Source organism: Eisenbergiella tayi (assembly GCF_001881565.1).
Taxonomy (GTDB): Bacteria; Bacillota; Clostridia; order Lachnospirales; family Lachnospiraceae; genus Eisenbergiella; species Eisenbergiella tayi.
Genome location: NZ_MPDJ01000017.1, coordinates 25,903 through 43,058 on the forward strand (window position 1 = coordinate 25,903; position 17,156 = coordinate 43,058).

The following is a 17,156-nucleotide window of genomic DNA, read 5'->3' on the forward strand; positions in this document are numbered from 1 at the left end:
ATAGACAAAAAGGATCTTTCCGCCCGTCCTCCCACGGCAGAAAAATCCTTCTTCACCTATACACTCTATCTTTTTTCCTGACAAAGCAGCTATCCCACTTTACCCCTGAAAAGGCTCCGTAAAATATCCCATATAGGAAACCGGCTCCCCTCCCGCTCTCAAATGGCCGGTATCCCCCGCCATCTGGCACCGGAAGTAGGAAGCCCCGTGCTCCCTTTCCTCGGACCCCAGCACCGTTACCGAAGTGGGAGCCAGGAAAAACCCGCTTGTCAGCACCACAGGGGAAATCCCCAGCAGATGCCCGCACAGGAACAGCGTCACTCCCATATGGCAGAACAGAACAATCGTGGCGTCCCTGTCCGCCTTCTGTGTCCTGTCCGTCCGGTAAATACCGCCCTCCCGCACATAACCGTATTTTTCCAGAAGCCCGTCCAGACATTTCCCAATCCGGTGATACTCTTCCTTCACATTGCCGCTCTTCATCACATCCGTGTCCAAGAAACCGTCTTTATCATACATAGCCGGTATCTTCGTCCAATATTCCGGATAGAAATCCCACGGATGCGCATTATCCCCCCTTAAGGGATCCTTAACCGGCCCGTGGAACTCCCGGAGCCACTCCATCGTCTCGGCGCTCCTTCCCATCTTTTTAAGGCTCAGAGAAGCCGTATCCTGAGCCCTTCCCAACGGAGACACATAAAAATCCGTCACATCCCAGCCGCTGACCCGCTCCGCCAGCAAAGCCGCCTCTCTCCAGCCCTTTTCCGTCAGCGTATCGTTCGCATAATCCGGATCCCCATGCCTCACAAAAATAATCCTCATCCCTGTCCTTTTCCTTTCCCATATTTATCATCTATTTATCTAAATTCATTCCCTTTCGTCTCAGCCACCGTGTAACAGTCCCGGTCCAAGCCGGGAACGCCTCACTCCACAAAATTCTGAATCCAGACTCCTTTTTTTACAAGTACAAACCCGATCACACATTTAATGATATCCGCCAGCTGGCAGATCAGATACAGCGGAACGATCGGCACAGTGGAAAAACGGCTCATCAGGAAGGCAAGGGGAATGCTGACCACCCACATAAACGTACTGTCAAACAGGAAGGTAATAAAGGTCTTCCCCCCGGATCGAAGCGTGAAATAGCAGGCATGCATAAAGGCCTGTATGGGCATGACAAGGGCGGATATCCAGATAAACTGTTCCGCAAGGCGGCGCACCTCATCCGTGGTGTTGTACATCCGCGGGAAAAGCGGCGCTATGACAGCCATGACGGCACCGATACCGATACAGCTCACCACAGAGAAGAATATCAATTTGATATCCGTATCCTTGGCCTCTTCCATCTTTCCGGCCCCCAGGAGCTGACCGATAATAATCGCCACGGAATTGCCCAAAGCGAGGAATACTACGTTAAAAAGATTGGAAATCGTGGATGATATATTAAGCCCTGCGATAACCGCCAGCCCCCGCATGGAATAACACTGCATCATAATTGCCATCCCTGCGGACCACAGCGTTTCATTCAGCATAAGGGGCAATCCCTTGATGACAATCTGCCCGATAAGATGAGAAGGGATTTTAAGTGTACGGTATACCCCTTCCATGTAAGGCGCCTTTTCCCTATGGGTATGGGTCCATATTACCACGATCAGGCATTCCACATACCGGGAAATTACTGTGGCGATTGCCGCTCCCACAACTCCAAGGGCCGGGACTCCCAGTTTTCCGTAAATCAGGATGTAATTCAGCACCAGATTCACCAACACTGCCGCAATACCGGCCTTCATGGGAAGCAAGGTCTCCCCCGACTCCCTCAGCGTACTGGAATACGTCTGGGAAAGGGCATAAGGCAAAAGTCCCAGCAGCATCCACAGTAAATAGCTGTAGCCGAAGGAAAGTGTTCTTGCCACATCCCCCGCTTCCGAACTTTCATGAAGATAAAGGGAAATCAGGCTTTCCCCGCCGCCGATAAACACAGCGATTCCAATCACTACCAGAGCGGCGCAGAACCACAGCTTAAAACGGAAGGCATTGCGCACCCCTTCATAGTTTCCGCAGCCGTAAAACTGGGCGCCGAATATTCCCGCTCCCGATATGGCGCCGAAAACACAGATATTAAAGACAAACAGCAGCTGGTTCGCCACAGCTACGCCGGACATCTGCTCCGTTCCTACCTGTCCTACCATGATGTTGTCCAGAAGCCCCACAAAATTGGTGATTCCGTTCTGTATCATAATAGGTACGGCCACCGACAGCACCAGCTTATAAAAATCCTTTGTTCCGATTAGTTTTTTTCTTATGCTCACTATCTCAATCCCCTGTTGTCAAGATAACAGCCCCGTACCTGCAGCCAGGCCATAAGCTCATATGGCCTGACTTTCCTCATAGTACGGAGCTGCCTTTACGTTATCATTTTAAAGAAACGGATATCCGTTCATTTTCCTACACAATAATATGGTAGGAAGCATTGAATTCACCGCCTTCTTCCAGCATATTGCCCCATTCCCGCTCCTCAATCGTCCCCCGGAAATCCTTGTGGTCACATCTGCCGTACCAGGGCTCGATACAGATAAACGGCGCCTTCTTTCCCGGAGGCGACCATAGGCCGAAAAGAGGCGCGTCAAACTGCATCGTCACAAATGCGTCTCCCGACGGATCCAGCAGCCTCACCTCATGGGCCTGTCCGCCCTCCACGACAAGAGCGTCCTGATCAAACAGCTCTTCCGTTATGGGAAGTGTGCCCTCATCCAGGAAATATTCCTCATGATCATCCGTAGCCAGGCCATCCGGACCGATAATTCTGGTTTCTAGAGGCTCTCCAGAATCAAACCAGAAGCTGTAGCCCTCCTTATTCCCTTCCTCATTCAGCGGACAGGCAAAAGCCGGATGTCCCCCTATGGAAAAATACATGGTTTCTTTTCCCGTATTTTTTACTCTCCAGAGTACTTCCACCTCTCTGCCGGACAAACGATATCCCAGCTCCAGACGGAAATCAAAGGGGTAGCATTCCCTTGTTGTCTCGTCGGAATCCAGTGCAAACCAGGCTTCCTCATCCGTTTGGGACACCAGGGTAAATTCCCTGTCTCTGGCAAAGCCATGCTGTGACAGCGGATACGCCTTCCCTTCATAAACGGCCTGCTTATTCCGGTAATTCCCCACCAGAGGGAAAAGCACCGGTGAAACCCGTTTCCAAAAAGCCGGATCCCCGCTCCACATATATTCCCTGCCGCTTTTTATATCCTTTAAGGATTTCAGCTCCGCACCCAGCAAAGCGATGCGGACAGCTATTTCCTCATTATGAAGTTCATAATCCCCCATACCTTTTCTCCTTCTTTAGTCAATCGATAATATCATCCCTGTCCCGGAAGCTCTCCTCCATGCTGTCTTCCACGGTTTCCCTGATTTGTCTGGTGATTCTGCGCGCTCTGGAGAAAATCCACAGATCGGACACCCCGTCAAACACCAGAAATACCCCGATAAACTTTATGGCAATGCTCATGGCTTCAAACGGATTCCACAGAAGAATGCCGCCCAGCACGATGGTCAGGCCGGCGAACAGCAGCGCCAGCCACCAGAAACCGTATTTTGCCCGGCCTAAAAATACCGCCTGCTGCAGATCATAAAATCCGTGAAGGACGAGAATAATTCCTACAATCACCGGAATCAGCCCGATGACAAAATCCGGCTTCAGCAGAATCCAAACGCCGATAACCACAAATACGATGGTAAGAACCAGATGCACCTGCTTTATAAAGGTACCGGAGGGCGTGGAAAGAAAGCTGACAAAATAGATGATCCCCATCAGCACCAGAATGGCCCCCAGGACCATACATGCGATGCGCGCCGACATATCCGGCCATACAAACAGCACCGCGCCGCAAAGGATACAGAACAGCGCCGTAAGAATAAAATTGAGCTTCAGCTCCTGCACAAAATTTTTCATAGGAAACTCCCCCTTTCAATTACTCTTAACTTACTCCCCCTGCCATTCCGTGTCAAGGGATTCCCTCCTTTTCCCGCGGCCCCGCCGGTGCCCGGAAAGAAGCCTTCTTCCGCTCGAGCAGCCGGAACATCAGATATCCCAGCATGGCCCCGAAACAATTCAGCAGAATATCATCCACATCAAATGCCCCGAAGGCGGAAAAAAGCTGAAACACCTCTATCCCCGTCACAAAAAGAAAGGCATTGCACAGCACTCGCCACCAGGAACGATAGATAGGATCCGTCCAGGGAAGAAGTATACCGAAGGGCACAAAAATCCCCACATTACCAGCCAGGTTTTCAAAGCTGTTCAGCCTGTCATGATATATGATATACATGCGTACTGTTTTGAAAAGAGTAAAATTGGCAGTTTCCAGCCCCTCCAGAATGATCCCCTTCTCCCAGGTATCCATAATTTCCTTCAGGTGCTCCCAGGGATATTTGAAAATAATAAGCTTTATCGTAACGGCCAGGTAAACCAAAAACACAGCCCTGCGTATTTTCTTTTGCTTTTCTGTGTCCTTTATCTGCGTGGTAATACTTTGCTCCGGCTTACCCACACTGTTTCCTTTCTGTTATCAGCCAATTCTGCGCGCACCCGTCCGGCTCATTGCCCTCAGGAATAACGGACTTCCATCAAAGCCAGCCCGCAGGCCGGTACAAGAGGCCCTGCACATTCCCTGGAACCGCTTTCCAGGATCGCAGTCATATCCTCCGGCTTTTTTGCCCCGGTTCCCACTTCCAGAAGCGTACCCATAAGGATGCGTACCATATGATATAAAAAGCCATTTCCGCTGAAGGTGAAATGTATTTCGTCCCCCACACGGTCGATCTGAATGGAATCAACGGTACGCACCGTTGATTTTTTTCCTTTTTTTGCCGAAGTAAATGCCTTGAAATCATGGCTTCCGGTCAAAAGGATCGCCGCCCGGCGCATGGCTTCCATGTCCAGATGCTCCGGGACCTGATAGACATACCTTCTTTCAAATATATGTGGCACGGCATTGTTTAACACCCTGTACCGGTATGTTTTGCTTTTGGCATTGAGCCGGCTGTGAAAACGTTCCGGTACCTCTTCCACAGAAATCACCCCGATATCCTCCGGCAGATAGCTGTTTATTTTCTCCATAAGCGCTTCCGGCGTGTCATCCGTATCCATATGGAAATTGGCGACCTGGCCATAGGCATGGACTCCGGCATCCGTCCTGCCGGAGCCCTGGATTTCCACAGGCTTTCCGGCTATCCGGGAAAGAAGGCGCTCCAGCTTCCCCTGTATGGTATTCTCAGGAGAAGCGGAGGAAGAGGAATCCCCTTCTCCCTTTCCCTGTTTCTGCCAGCCCTTGTATCTGGTTCCTTCATATTGAAGTACTATTTTAAAATTACGCAATCAGCAAACCTCCCAGGGATTCTTTTTCCCTTCCATAAACAGCTTACAGCTCTGCAGGGAATCCCGCACCACCGTTCTCGTATAGTTATCCGTATAAAAAGCCATGTGATGAGAAACCGTTACATTGGGAAAGCCTCTCAATATAGCCAGTTCTCTGTTGTCCAGTACATCTGATTTCCGGTCATAATAATAAAGGCCGAATTCCTTCTCCACCACATCCAGCGCCGCCGCTCCCACTTTGCCGCTTTCGATTCCTGCGATCAGCGCCTCCGATTCAATCAGCGCGCCTCTGGCCGTGTTGATAATGACCACGCCGTCTTTCATTTCAGCCAGGGATTCCTTATTGATCAGATAATGGTTTTCCTCTGTCAGCGGCGTATGAAGAGTAATGACATCCGCTTCCTTCCAGAGTTCCTTCAGGGGAACATAGGACGCATGCTCCTTCACTTCCTCATTCTCATACAGGTCATAAGCCAGGATCCTGCAGCCAAAGCCGCTCAGATTCCGGATAACGGTCCGGCCGATCCGGCCTGTCCCGATAACACCCACCGTCAGATCCTTAAGCTCTCTTCCCTGTATTCCCTGAAGCGTATAATCCTGAATATTCGTCCTCTCCAGAATTCTTTTCATTTTACGGATGCTCATTAATATCAGCATCACCGTGTAATCCGCAACCCCGTTGGGGCCATAGGGCGCATTCCCCACATGGATTCCGAATTCCTTTGCCGCTTCCAAATCGATATGATCATAGCCAATCGTTCTTGTTGTGATATAACGGATTCCGCTTTTGGCAAATTCCTCCATCATTTCCCTTGTGATCTGGGAGGTGATGATATCCACGCATTCACAGCCCTCCGTCACTCTTGCAATATTTTCCATGTCCGGCGCATCAGGGCAGGGGGACAGTGTAAGCCCCAGCTCCTGACTGTATTTTTCAAACCATTCAGCCTCATCAAAATCCCGCATATCAAAAACAGCTACGCTTTTCATTTCAATTCCTCCAAATCTTCCTTATTCAGTTTACGGAAACGGTTAAACCCTCTTATCAGAATCCGGATACTGTCCATCGTGGTCTCAAACAGTCCCGCTTCATACATATTCACCACTACAATGCCTATGGGTACCGCCAGAATGATTCCCACCACGCTGCCTACCTTATATCCGATAAACAGAAGGAACAAGGTGGGTATAGGAGGCATTCCGATGGAATCACCCACGATTTTAGGCTGGATAATCTGACGCAGCAGCTGGGCTACTCCCCAAATAATCATCAGGCTCAGAGCCATCCGGTAATCACCGGCCAGCAGTTCAATAACAGCCCAGGGCCATAAAACGGCTCCCGTACCGAATATGGGAAGGAAGTCAAGAACGGCAATGAGAAGGGCGATCAGAAGGGCATAGTCCACCTTCAGAATCCACAGACCTATCATAAGGATCAGGTAAATCCAGATTTCTATTTTGCACTGGGCCTTGAAATAACCGCCCACCGCCCCTGCCAGGCTGGTTGAAAGCACCTTCCATTTTTCCCGGAAGCTCTCAGGCAGATATTTCCTCAGAAATTTACCTACATTATCCTTTTCTGCGACAAAGAAATAAGAAGATAACAGACACATTATGGTGCCGATAAGAATGGAGGGAATATTTTTTGCAAAATTCCCTACCGCCGTAACCGTAGGCGCACTCAGGCCATTGATGGCATCCCCGATATACTGCACCAGTTTTTCAGAAATAACGGACAGGTTTTCCCGTATCTCCAGGGGAAAACGGGCATAAAAATCAGTCAGGTTTGCCCCTACCTGGTTGAGATCTCTTTCCAGCCCCTTCCAGATATCAGGCAAATCGGCAATAAATCCGGCCCCTTCCGAAATAAGCCTGGCAATGACCAGATACCCAAGACAGACTACCAGCGCCAGTACCGCCACAATAACGATGGCAGAACCTGCTTTCCTTCGGATTTTTATCTTCTGCTCAAAAAAACGGACCAGAGGATTCGCTATCATGGCGATGATCCAGCCCACCACAAAGGGCATGAAAAATCCCAGCAGCCTGGGCAGCACAAAAATAACAAGCAGCAGCAGAACCACTGCTGTCAGCAAGTTAAGGACTGCTTTTACATACTTCGTCGAACCGGATTTCTGCATAATCACACCTGCCTTTTCCCAGCCTGCTGTCCCTATTCCTCTACTGCCTGAGCATCAGGACGGACTGCCGAATCCGGCGTCTCCTGCTTTTCCGCGGCGAGCAGACTGTCAATCAAATCATAAATCTCTTCCCGTCCCTGCTTGGTCTGCGCTGAGAAAGGAATAATCACTGTTCCTTTATCCGCCTCCAGTCCTTCCCGCACCGTTTTCAGCGCTTTGGGAACCTGGCTTCTGTTCAGTTTATCCATTTTGGTGGCTATAATAACAGGATGATAGCCCTGATGACAGATCCACTGATACATCTGCCTGTCGTTGGCCGACGGCTCATGACGGATATCTATCAGAAGAAAAACGGTCTTCAGCTGTTTTGAGCTCCGAAGATATCTCTCGACCATTTTCCCCCACTGGGCTTTTATCGCTTCATTCGCCTTTGCATATCCATAGCCGGGCAAATCCACGAGATAAAAGGCATCATTTACGTTGTAATAATTTATTGTCTGGGTCTTTCCGGGCTGGGAGGAAGTCCTGGCAAGGGACTTCCTGTTCATGACTGCATTGATGAGAGAAGATTTTCCCACATTGCTCTTTCCCGCAAATGCAATTTCCGGGAGAACATTGTCAGGCAGCTTGCTGGTTATACCGCATACGGTTTCCAGATTTACATTTTTAATAATCATTTTGTTTCCTTCCTGTGACTATCCTGTTTTTCTGCCCGGCTGTCCTGCGCCTACTGACTGACAAAAGCATGCTTTATGACTTCTTCCATGCTTTCCACCAGGATGATATCCAGACCGTTTTTGATCTCTCTGGATATTTCCTCCACATCCTTTTCATTTTCCTTCGGAACCAGCACCGTCTTCATTCCTGCGGTTTTGGCTGCCAGCAGTTTTTCTTTCAGTCCGCCGATGGCAAGCACGCGGCCTCTCAGGGTGATTTCCCCGGTCATTGCCACATCCGCTTTTACCGGGGTTTTGGTAATGGCGGAAAGAATCGCCGTAGCCATGGTAATTCCGGCGGAAGGGCCATCCTTCGGCACAGCCCCTTCCGGGATATGAATATGGAAATCATACTCGGTAAACGTATTCTCCGGCAGATGATACTTCTCACTCACGGAACGGATATAGCTGACGCCGGTCATGGCGGATTCCTTCATCACATCACCCAACTGGCCTGTGAGTCTGGTTTCTCCCTTTCCGGGCATCATATTCACCTCTACCTGCATGGTAACGCCGCCGACGCTGGTCCAGGCCAGTCCGCGCACAATACCTACATCGTCCTTTTCATTCGCCTTATCCCTGGCAATCCTGCGCTTGCCCAGATACTGCTCCAGGTTCCGTCCTGTCACATGCACGCTTTTTTTCTTCTGCTCCAGCAGCTGTCTCGCGGCTTTTCTGCATATTTCACCGATTTTACGCTCCAGCTCACGGACGCCGGCTTCGCTGGTATAGGAAATAATGATTTCCTTCAGGGCGCCGTCGCTGATAGTGAGTCTGTTGTCTTCCAGACCGTTCTTTTTCAGCTGCTTCCCGATCAGGTGTTCCTTTGCGATATGGAATTTTTCATTTGCCGTATAACTGGTCACTTCAATCGTTTCCATACGATCCAGAAGCGGCCTGGGGATTTCCGCCGTGGAATTGGCTGTGGCTATAAACAGTACCTCCGACAAATCCACCGGGATTTCCACATAATGGTCACGGAAATGGTTATTCTGCTCACTGTCCAGAACCTCCAGCAGGGCGGACGAGGTATCGCCCTTATAGTCGCTGCTGACCTTGTCTATTTCATCCAGCAGCATCAGAGGATTCTTAACCCCTGCCTGCTTCAGCCCTGTTACGATGCGTCCCGGCATAGCCCCCACATAGGTACGCCTGTGTCCCCTGATTTCCGCTTCATCCCGGACACCGCCCAGACAGATGCGCACATACTTTTTATTCAGGGCCTCCGCCACGCTCCTGGCTATGGATGTCTTACCGGTTCCTGGAGGTCCCACCAGACAGATAATCGGGCTGTCTCCCTGTTTGGTCAGGCTCCTTACTGCCAGGAATTCAAGGATTCTCTCCTTTACCTGCTCCAGGCCATAATGATCCCTCTCCAGAATTTTTTCCGCCCGCTTAATATCCGTATTATCCCTGGAGGTCTTATCCCAGGGCAGTTCCAGCAGGGTTTCCAGATAGCCTCTTTCCACGGAGGATTCGGCGCTTCCCTGTCCCAGGCTCTTAAAACGGTTGATTTCCTTCTGTATTTTTTCCTTAACTTCCTTACCGGCCTTCAGCTTATTCAGTTCCTGTTGGAACTGTTCGGCATCGGACATCACATTATCTTCGCCCAGTTCCTCCCGGATATAGTTCATTTGTTCCCTAAGCATGTACTCCTTCTGGTTTTTCTCCATCCTCGCCTTCACCTGTTCGGAGAGTTCGGTACGGATCTTGGCCACTTCAATTTCTTCATAAAGGATTTTTGCCAGTACCTGATAACGGGTATTCAGATCAACCGCTTCCAGTACCTCCTGTTTTTTATCAAAAGTAACAGGCATGCTTTCGATGAGCTCATCCATAAGCACGCCCAGGCTGAAGGTACCCTCAAAATGCTTCAGCATGGTTTTTCCGATTCTCGGAAAGAAAGAACAGAACTCCAGAAAAAGCTCCCTCAGGTTGCGGATCATGGCTTCTTCCTCTATATCCGCACCCTCCATGGACCGGCCATGCCGTCCCTCATTCAAGTGAAGGGGTGATTTTATAACTTCAATTTCACTTACCAGATAACGTTCCTCCTTATTGAGGAAACCGTTCAGTCTTGCCCTGTCTATCCCCTCTACCAGGACACGGACCACATTTTCCGGGAGCTTCGTCACCTGCTTAATCTGTGCCAGACAGCCCATATGGTAAACTTCCTCATAATTGGGATCATCATTTTCGATGTCCTTCTGTGCCACAAGGAAAATCCGCTGATCGCTCATCATAGCCTGTTCCACTGCCAATATGGATTTTGCACGGCTTAAATCAAAATGTATGACCAAACCGGGCAGTACTGTCATCCCACGCAACGCCACCGCAGGTACCTGAAGAACTCTTGCAGAAGAATCTTCCTGTTCCTCCGCAGAGATAATATCTGTTATTATATTATCCAAATTCACATTTTCAGCTTTCGTTTTTTCTTCCATTGATTATTCCCTATTGTATGAGGCTCTATTATCGGAAAACAATCCCCTTATCCCGGTTTTCCAAAGCCTCTTCGCCCATTTTACGAGTTACCATAAACGCCGCCCTTAAAAAGGGCGGCGTTATCTTTACCTACTACTTTGCTTCTCTATAATCTTCCAATTGCCCTCCGCTTTCATCATGGACAACCAAAGGCTCGCTCTCTCCGTCCACAGCTTCTTTTGTGATAATGCACTGTTCAATTGTGTCGTCGGAAGGGATGCGGTACATCACATCCATCATCACGTTCTCCAGAATGGAGCGGAGTCCTCTTGCGCCGGTCTTTCTTTCCATCGCCTTTATGGCAATAGCTTCCACAGCATCCGGCTCAAATGTGAGTTTTACATGGTCAAAGGAAAACAGCTTCTGATACTGCTTCACAAGAGCATTTTTAGGCTCCGTAAGAATGCGCATCATAGCCTCTTTATCCAGACCCAGAAGGGATACATTCACAGGCACACGGCCGACGAATTCCGGAATAAGGCCATATTTAACAAGATCGGTGGGTGTTACCTCAGCAAGAAGCTCGCCCATCTCTCTGGTGCTTTTATCCGCTATTTCCGCATTAAAACCAATTGACTTTCTGTCCAGACGTGTTTCCACAATTTTATCCAGGCCATCAAATGCTCCGCCGCAAATAAAGAGTATATTGGAAGTATCGATCTGTATCAGCTCCTGATGGGGATGCTTTCTTCCGCCCTGGGGCGGAACGCTTGCAACAGTTCCTTCTATAATTTTAAGAAGCGCCTGCTGTACACCCTCACCGGATACATCTCTGGTTATAGATACGTTTTCGCTCTTTTTTGTAATTTTATCTATTTCATCAATATAAATGATTCCATACTGTGCTCGTTCTACATCATAATCAGCCGCCTGTATCAGCTTCAGGAGAATGTTTTCCACATCCTCTCCTACATAGCCGGCTTCTGTCAGTGTCGTAGCATCCGCTATCGCAAACGGTACGTTTATAATCTTGGCAAGTGTCTGCGCCAGATAGGTTTTACCGGAACCCGTGGGCCCAATCATAATAATGTTGCTCTTCTGAAGCTCAACATCATCCTCATCCTTCTCAGCAGTCACGCGTTTATAGTGATTATATACCGCAACTGACAAAACCTTCTTCGCCTCATTTTGGCCGATTACATAATCATCAAGGAATTCCTTTATTTCCACGGGCTTCAGAAGATTAATATCCATCGACTCTTCCGGGGTTTCATCTTCGTACTCTTCCTCAATGATATCCGCACAGATATCCACGCACTCGTCACAGATATAGACGCCGTTCGGTCCGGCAATCAGTTTACGGACCTGATCCTGCGTCTTATTGCAAAAAGAACATCTTATCTGGTCGTCTGAATTTCTACCTGCCATTTTTATACCTCAATTTTCCATCTCATAAACAATTCTTTGTCAAAGCATACCGGATATACCGTCCTGAGGACAGTATATCCGCGGGAAATATATTATGCCTGCTTCTGGGCATCTGCTCTTGATATGATGACGCTGTCAATAAGGCCATAAGCCTTCGCTTCTTCAGCCGTTTTCCAGTTATCCCTTTCGGTATCAGCCATAACGACTTCGAAATCCTGTCCTGTGTTCTGCGCTAAGATCTTTGCAAGCTTTTCTTTCGTCTGCAGAATATGCTTCGCAGTGATTTCAATCTCCGTTGCCTGTCCCTGCGTACCGCCGGAAGGCTGATGAATCATAATCTCCGCATTGGGAAGAGCCATCCTCTTTCCTTTTGCGCCGCCTGCCAGAAGGAAAGCTCCCATACTGGCTGCCATACCGATACAGATTGTGGATACATCGCATTTTACAAACTGCATGGTATCATAAATGGCCATACCGGCCGTAACAGAGCCTCCGGGGCTGTTGATGTAAAGATGGATATCCTTCTCGGTATCCTCAGCTTCCAGAAACAGAAGCTGTGCCACTACCAGGCTGGCCGTGGTATCGTTTACTTCTTCACCCAGGAAAATGATCCTGTCTTTTAAAAGTCTTGAATAGATGTCATAGGAACGTTCCCCATGGCTGTTCTGTTCAATGACATAAGGTACTAAACTCATATAATCTGCCTCCGTTTCGCTTCATAAGTTTCAGTGCAAGAGTGTGTCCGGGAATTCACGATGAATAGTTTAATGCTTTCCCAAACACACTCTATATTATCGCACATACGTTTCTTTTGCAATAAGGCATACATTTAATTAAGAAAAGTTTTATAACCTGTTCAGATTATTCTTCTGTCTTAGCTTTTTTAGCCTTGGCTTTCTTTTCTTTTGCATTTTCCCTTACAAAATCAGCAGCTTTGGAAACAGCCAGATCTTCCATGATCTGTTTCTTGCCTGCTTCACCCATGATTTCTTTCACCTTGTCGGCTTCCATCTTATAAGATTCCGCCATTTTCTGAACTTCATTCTCGAAATCTTCTTCAGAAGCTTCAATCTTCTCCGCAGCGGCAACCGCTTCCAGAACCAGTCTGGACTGGATTCTCTTCAGAGCCTGGGGCTTTACGGATTCCAGCATGGAAGCCGGAGTCTGTCCGGTATACTGGCAGTACATATCCAGGTTCATGCCCTGCATCTGCAGTCTCTGTGCGAAATCATCGATCATCTGTCTCTGCTGTGTAACGATCATGGCATCCGGAATTTCCATCTGCGCATCTTCAATGATAGCTTCGATAACAGCATCCTCTTTGGCATTCTTGGCATCCTGCTCTTTTTTCTCAGCCAGTTTTTTGCTGATGTCTTCTTTGTATTCAGCCATGGTTTCAAAATCAGAAACCTCGGAAGCGAATTCATCATCCAGCTCAGGAAGCTGTTTCTCTTTTACTTCCTTGATGCTTACCTTGAATACGGCGGGCTTTCCTGCAAGCTCGCTTGCCTGGTATTCTGCGGGGAAGGTTACGTTAACGTCCAGTTCTTCTCCGGTGCTTCTGCCGATGAGCTGGTCCTCGAAGTTATCGATAAAGGAATGGGAACCGATAGTCAGGGAATAATTTTCTCCCTTGCCGCCTTCGAAAGCAACACCGTCAACAAAGCCCTCGAAATCGATAACTGCAACGTCTCCGTCTTCCACTGCTCTTTCCACAGTTACCATTCTGGAGTTATTTTCTCTCTGCTGGTTCAGATCTGCTTCCACTTCTTCCTCTGTCACTGCGGTATCGATCTTCTCCACTTCAACCCCTTTGTATTTGCCCAGGGTCACTTCCGGCTTAAGAGCCACTTCTGCGGTAAAGATAAAAGGCTTTCCGGCCTCAATCTGTGTAACATCAACCTTAGGGGAGGAAACGATTGTTTCTTCGCATTCTTCAACAGCCTTCTCATATGCCTCAGGGATCACTTCGTTGGCTGCATCCTCATAAAAGAATTCTTTTCCATACATCTGCTCAATCATCTTGCGGGGCACTTTGCCCTTACGGAAACCGGGAATCTGAATTTTTCCCTTATTTTTCTGATAAGCCTTCTCAATTGCAGCTTCCAGCTCTTCTGCCGGCACTTCAATGGTAAGCTTAGCCATGTTTTTTTCCAGTTTTTCCACCTGTAAACTCATTTTACTACTTCCTCCTTGTTTTGCGGAGCAAAATGCGAGTCCTCTGACGAGCAGAGGAATTTTCCTCCTTGTATTTCACTTTCGTGACTCCATATTACTCTGGAACTGTGCTTATCGTTCCTTATCACTATCACCGTCGGTTTGGATGTGTGGGCCAACCAACTTCCTTCCTGTATAAACACAGGCCTTCCGGGGGATTACCACCCTGTTGTTGTTCGCCCGGGACCATTGTTTCCGGGTGTTCACAGTCATTTTACGATTATAGCATAAAGTATTGAAAAATACTAGCTTTTTTTGGGTTTTTGTATTATACTAACAGATAGCCTGTACATACGGCAGCAAAATTTCCTGATGGATTTTCTGTTCCCTTTTGTACAGCCTGCAAACACAATATTACTTTTTTCTGAAACCAAAGGATTCCTGAAGTAAAGAAAGGGTGGCATAACGGAACCTATTACGCCTTCCCGGAGTCTGCCGTGAAGGCTTTTTTAAGCTTTTCAGAAAGGAAATTATTATGGAAGAAAGAGTCGCTATCATCGGTATCTTCATAACGGACAGCAGCGCCGCCGCAAAGGTCAATGACCTGCTGCATGAATACAGTGACTGTATCATAGGCAGGATGGGTGTTCCCTGCCGGGAAAAATCCATGAATATCATATCCATCATTGTGAGCGCCGAACCGGGACGTATCAGCGCCTTATCAGGGCGTCTGGGCCGCATTGAGGGCATTTCTTCCAAAGCCATGCAGGCACAGGTTAAGCCGGGCGCCTCATCCTGACCGGATGTATGGCACTGGCCCGCATATTTTTTATCACAGTCAACAGAAGGAGAATACTATTATGAAAAAATTTTTATCCGTACTGGCAGCCCTAACCCTGTCCGTTTCCATGCTGGCAGGATGCGGCAATAAAACAAACCAGACAGAGCCCTCCGCCGTGCCGGAGTCCTCACAGGCGGCGGAATCTGCTTCCGAAACAGTTCCTGCCGCTCCGGAAGCTTCCGAACAGGAAAGCAGCACCGCAGAAACAGCCGAAACAGCCGCCGTCACCGTGGAAGAAACCACGGTACGCGTCATGGCTTTAAAAGGGCCCACCGCCATGGGTATGGTAAAGCTCATGGATACCGCCGAGGCCGGTCCCGTTAACGGCAATGCCTATGAATTCACCATCGCCGCCTCAGCTGATGAGGTAACTCCCAAGCTCGTGCAGGGGGATGCCGATATCGCAGCGGTTCCCGCCAACCTGGCCTCCGTTCTCTATAACAATACGGAGGGCAAAATCCAGGTGCTGGCCATTAATACCCTGGGCGTCCTTTATATCGTGGAAAGCGGCGATACCGTTCAGTCCGCCGCCGATTTAAAAGGCAAGACAATTTATGCCAGTGGAAAGGGCTCCACTCCTGAATATGCCCTGAATTATATCCTTTCTTCCAACGGAATCGACCCGGAAAAGGATGTTACCATCGAATGGAAATCGGAGCATTCCGAATGTGTTGCCGCCCTCGCTTCCGATGAAGGGGGAATCGCCATGCTTCCCCAGCCTTTTGTTACAACCGCCCAGTCCAAAAATGACAAAATACGGATTGCCCTTGATATGACCAAAGAGTGGGATGCCCTCCAGAAGGATGCGGAAAATCCCAGCGCCCTCATCACCGGCGTGGTAGTCGTACGTTCAGACTTCGCTGCCGAAAATCCGGATGCGGTTAATGCATTCCTTGATTCCTATAAAGAATCTGTGGATTACGTAAACGGAAATACGGAGGACGCCGCCGCCCTTATTGAAAAATATGACATCGTTCCCGCTGCCGTGGCTGTCAAAGCCCTTCCTTACTGCAACATCACCTTTATAGAAGGCAGTGAAATGAAGGAAAAGCTTTCCGGTTATTTAAGCGTCCTGTCTGATCAGAACCCCAAAGCTGTTGGCGGAACCCTGCCTGCCGATGATTTCTATTACAGCAGATGAACAAGCTGACTGTTTACAGCGGAAAACACCCTGATACGGAGGGAAAAACATGCGCAGACAAAAAGCACAAAACCGCATCCGTCCCTGGGCTGTAGCCCTGTGGCTGGTGGTCTGGGAGCTTGCCAGCCTTTACATTGGACAGGAGATACTGTTAGTATCTCCTGTTTCTGTCCTGCGGCGCCTTTGTGATCTAGCACTCCGGCCTGATTTCTGGTCGTCCATTGCCTTTTCTTTTTTCCGGATCATCGGAGGCTTTCTGCTGGCTGCCTTCTTCGGCACCCTGCTGGCCGGCCTGGCGGGCGCCTTCTCCTTTCTGAGGGATTTGCTCGCGCCCGCCATGGCCGCCGTCAAGGCGGTGCCCGTTGCCTCCTTTATCATACTGATACTTATATGGGTGCCTTCCCGGAACCTGTCCATTGTCATTTCCTTCCTTATGGTCCTTCCGGTCATCTATACGAATGTACTCAACGGTATCCGCAGCACCGATCCCAAGCTTCTGGAAATGGCCAGGGTTTTCCGGATACCTCTGTTCCGCCGCATACGCTATATTTATCTTTCCCAGCTTCTTCCCTTCCTGCGGACAGGCTTCTCCCTTTCCCTTGGACTGTGCTGGAAAGCGGGTGTTGCCGCCGAGGTAATCGGTATCCCCAAAGGCTCTATCGGTGAAAAGCTATATGAAGCCAAGGTTTATCTGGAAACACCGGATCTTTTTTCGTGGACGCTCGTTATTGTTTTTATCAGCGTTATTTTTGAAAAGATCTTTCTTCGGCTGATTGATGAAGGTGTGGGGATGATTGAAAAAAGGTAGGTTGTGAATCCGGAGCGGTTCCCTGGGTCCCGGCTGTCTGTGTCCGGCCTTCCGCTCTGGGTCCCGGCCCTCTGCATCCTGTGCACCACATACCGGCCGGGCACAGGATGCAGAGGGCCGGGACCCAGA

Annotated in this window: 16 protein-coding genes; 3 read left to right on the plus strand and 13 right to left on the minus strand. The window is 49.0% G+C overall.

Going from position 1 to position 17,156, the window contains the following annotated elements:
* Positions 1-99: 99 nt before the first annotated feature.
* From BLA28_RS32140 to tig, 13 genes are all read right to left on the minus strand, one after another.
* Complete coding sequence (locus BLA28_RS32140) at positions 100-822, minus strand: histidine phosphatase family protein (RefSeq protein ID WP_069155522.1); 723 nt, start codon at positions 820-822, stop codon at positions 100-102.
* A 101-nt stretch (positions 823-923) separates the two neighbouring features.
* Positions 924-2,309 (minus strand): MATE family efflux transporter, encoded by a 1,386-nt coding sequence (locus tag BLA28_RS32145; protein ID WP_009255806.1) that lies wholly within the window; start codon positions 2,307-2,309, stop codon positions 924-926.
* A 136-nt stretch (positions 2,310-2,445) separates the two neighbouring features.
* On the minus strand, positions 2,446-3,321 hold the full coding sequence (locus BLA28_RS32150) for an aldose 1-epimerase family protein (protein ID WP_069155523.1): 876 nt from the start codon (positions 3,319-3,321) through the stop codon (positions 2,446-2,448).
* A 19-nt stretch (positions 3,322-3,340) separates the two neighbouring features.
* Positions 3,341-3,946: an HdeD family acid-resistance protein gene (locus BLA28_RS32155; RefSeq protein WP_069155524.1), complete on the minus strand. Its 606-nt coding sequence runs from the start codon at positions 3,944-3,946 to the stop codon at positions 3,341-3,343.
* A gap of 52 nt (positions 3,947-3,998) precedes the next feature.
* Positions 3,999-4,544, minus strand: a complete 546-nt coding sequence (locus tag BLA28_RS32160) for a VanZ family protein (protein WP_044971010.1) — start codon at positions 4,542-4,544, stop codon at positions 3,999-4,001.
* A gap of 56 nt (positions 4,545-4,600) precedes the next feature.
* Positions 4,601-5,371: a tRNA pseudouridine(38-40) synthase TruA gene (truA, locus tag BLA28_RS32165; protein WP_069155525.1), complete on the minus strand. Its 771-nt coding sequence runs from the start codon at positions 5,369-5,371 to the stop codon at positions 4,601-4,603.
* Entirely contained in the window at positions 5,372-6,361 is a 990-nt protein-coding gene (locus BLA28_RS32170; protein ID WP_044971013.1) for a D-isomer specific 2-hydroxyacid dehydrogenase family protein, read from the minus strand.
* Complete coding sequence (ytvI, locus tag BLA28_RS32175) at positions 6,358-7,512, minus strand: sporulation integral membrane protein YtvI (RefSeq protein WP_044971014.1); 1,155 nt, start codon at positions 7,510-7,512, stop codon at positions 6,358-6,360. Before ytvI ends, BLA28_RS32170 begins: the two co-directional genes overlap by 4 nt.
* 32 nt (positions 7,513-7,544) lie before the next feature.
* On the minus strand, positions 7,545-8,189 hold the full coding sequence (gene yihA, locus BLA28_RS32180; protein WP_069155526.1) for a ribosome biogenesis GTP-binding protein YihA/YsxC: 645 nt from the start codon (positions 8,187-8,189) through the stop codon (positions 7,545-7,547).
* 50 nt (positions 8,190-8,239) lie between these two features.
* Positions 8,240-10,672: an endopeptidase La gene (gene lon, locus BLA28_RS32185; protein WP_071699750.1), complete on the minus strand. Its 2,433-nt coding sequence runs from the start codon at positions 10,670-10,672 to the stop codon at positions 8,240-8,242.
* Positions 10,673-10,805: 133 nt separating this feature from the next.
* Entirely contained in the window at positions 10,806-12,080 is a 1,275-nt protein-coding gene (clpX, locus tag BLA28_RS32190) for an ATP-dependent Clp protease ATP-binding subunit ClpX (RefSeq protein WP_009255816.1), read from the minus strand.
* A 92-nt stretch (positions 12,081-12,172) separates the two neighbouring features.
* Positions 12,173-12,775, minus strand: coding sequence for an ATP-dependent Clp endopeptidase proteolytic subunit ClpP (gene clpP, locus BLA28_RS32195; RefSeq protein WP_009255817.1), 603 nt, complete (start codon positions 12,773-12,775; stop codon positions 12,173-12,175).
* A gap of 166 nt (positions 12,776-12,941) precedes the next feature.
* The gene (gene tig, locus BLA28_RS32200) at positions 12,942-14,258 is read right to left on the minus strand and encodes a trigger factor (protein ID WP_009255818.1); all 1,317 of its coding nucleotides are present in this window, start codon (positions 14,256-14,258) and stop codon (positions 12,942-12,944) included.
* A gap of 514 nt (positions 14,259-14,772) precedes the next feature.
* On the opposite strand from tig, the gene BLA28_RS32205 reads away from it, so the two are divergent.
* From BLA28_RS32205 to BLA28_RS32215, 3 genes are all read left to right on the plus strand, one after another.
* Positions 14,773-15,036, plus strand: coding sequence for a TM1266 family iron-only hydrogenase system putative regulator (locus BLA28_RS32205; RefSeq protein WP_009255819.1), 264 nt, complete (start codon positions 14,773-14,775; stop codon positions 15,034-15,036).
* A gap of 61 nt (positions 15,037-15,097) precedes the next feature.
* Positions 15,098-16,219 (plus strand): ABC transporter substrate-binding protein, encoded by a 1,122-nt coding sequence (locus BLA28_RS32210; protein WP_069155527.1) that lies wholly within the window; start codon positions 15,098-15,100, stop codon positions 16,217-16,219.
* Positions 16,220-16,268: 49 nt separating this feature from the next.
* A complete protein-coding gene (locus tag BLA28_RS32215; protein ID WP_009255821.1) occupies positions 16,269-17,027 on the plus strand; it encodes an ABC transporter permease in 759 nt (252 codons plus the stop codon).
* Positions 17,028-17,156 lie beyond the last annotated feature (129 nt).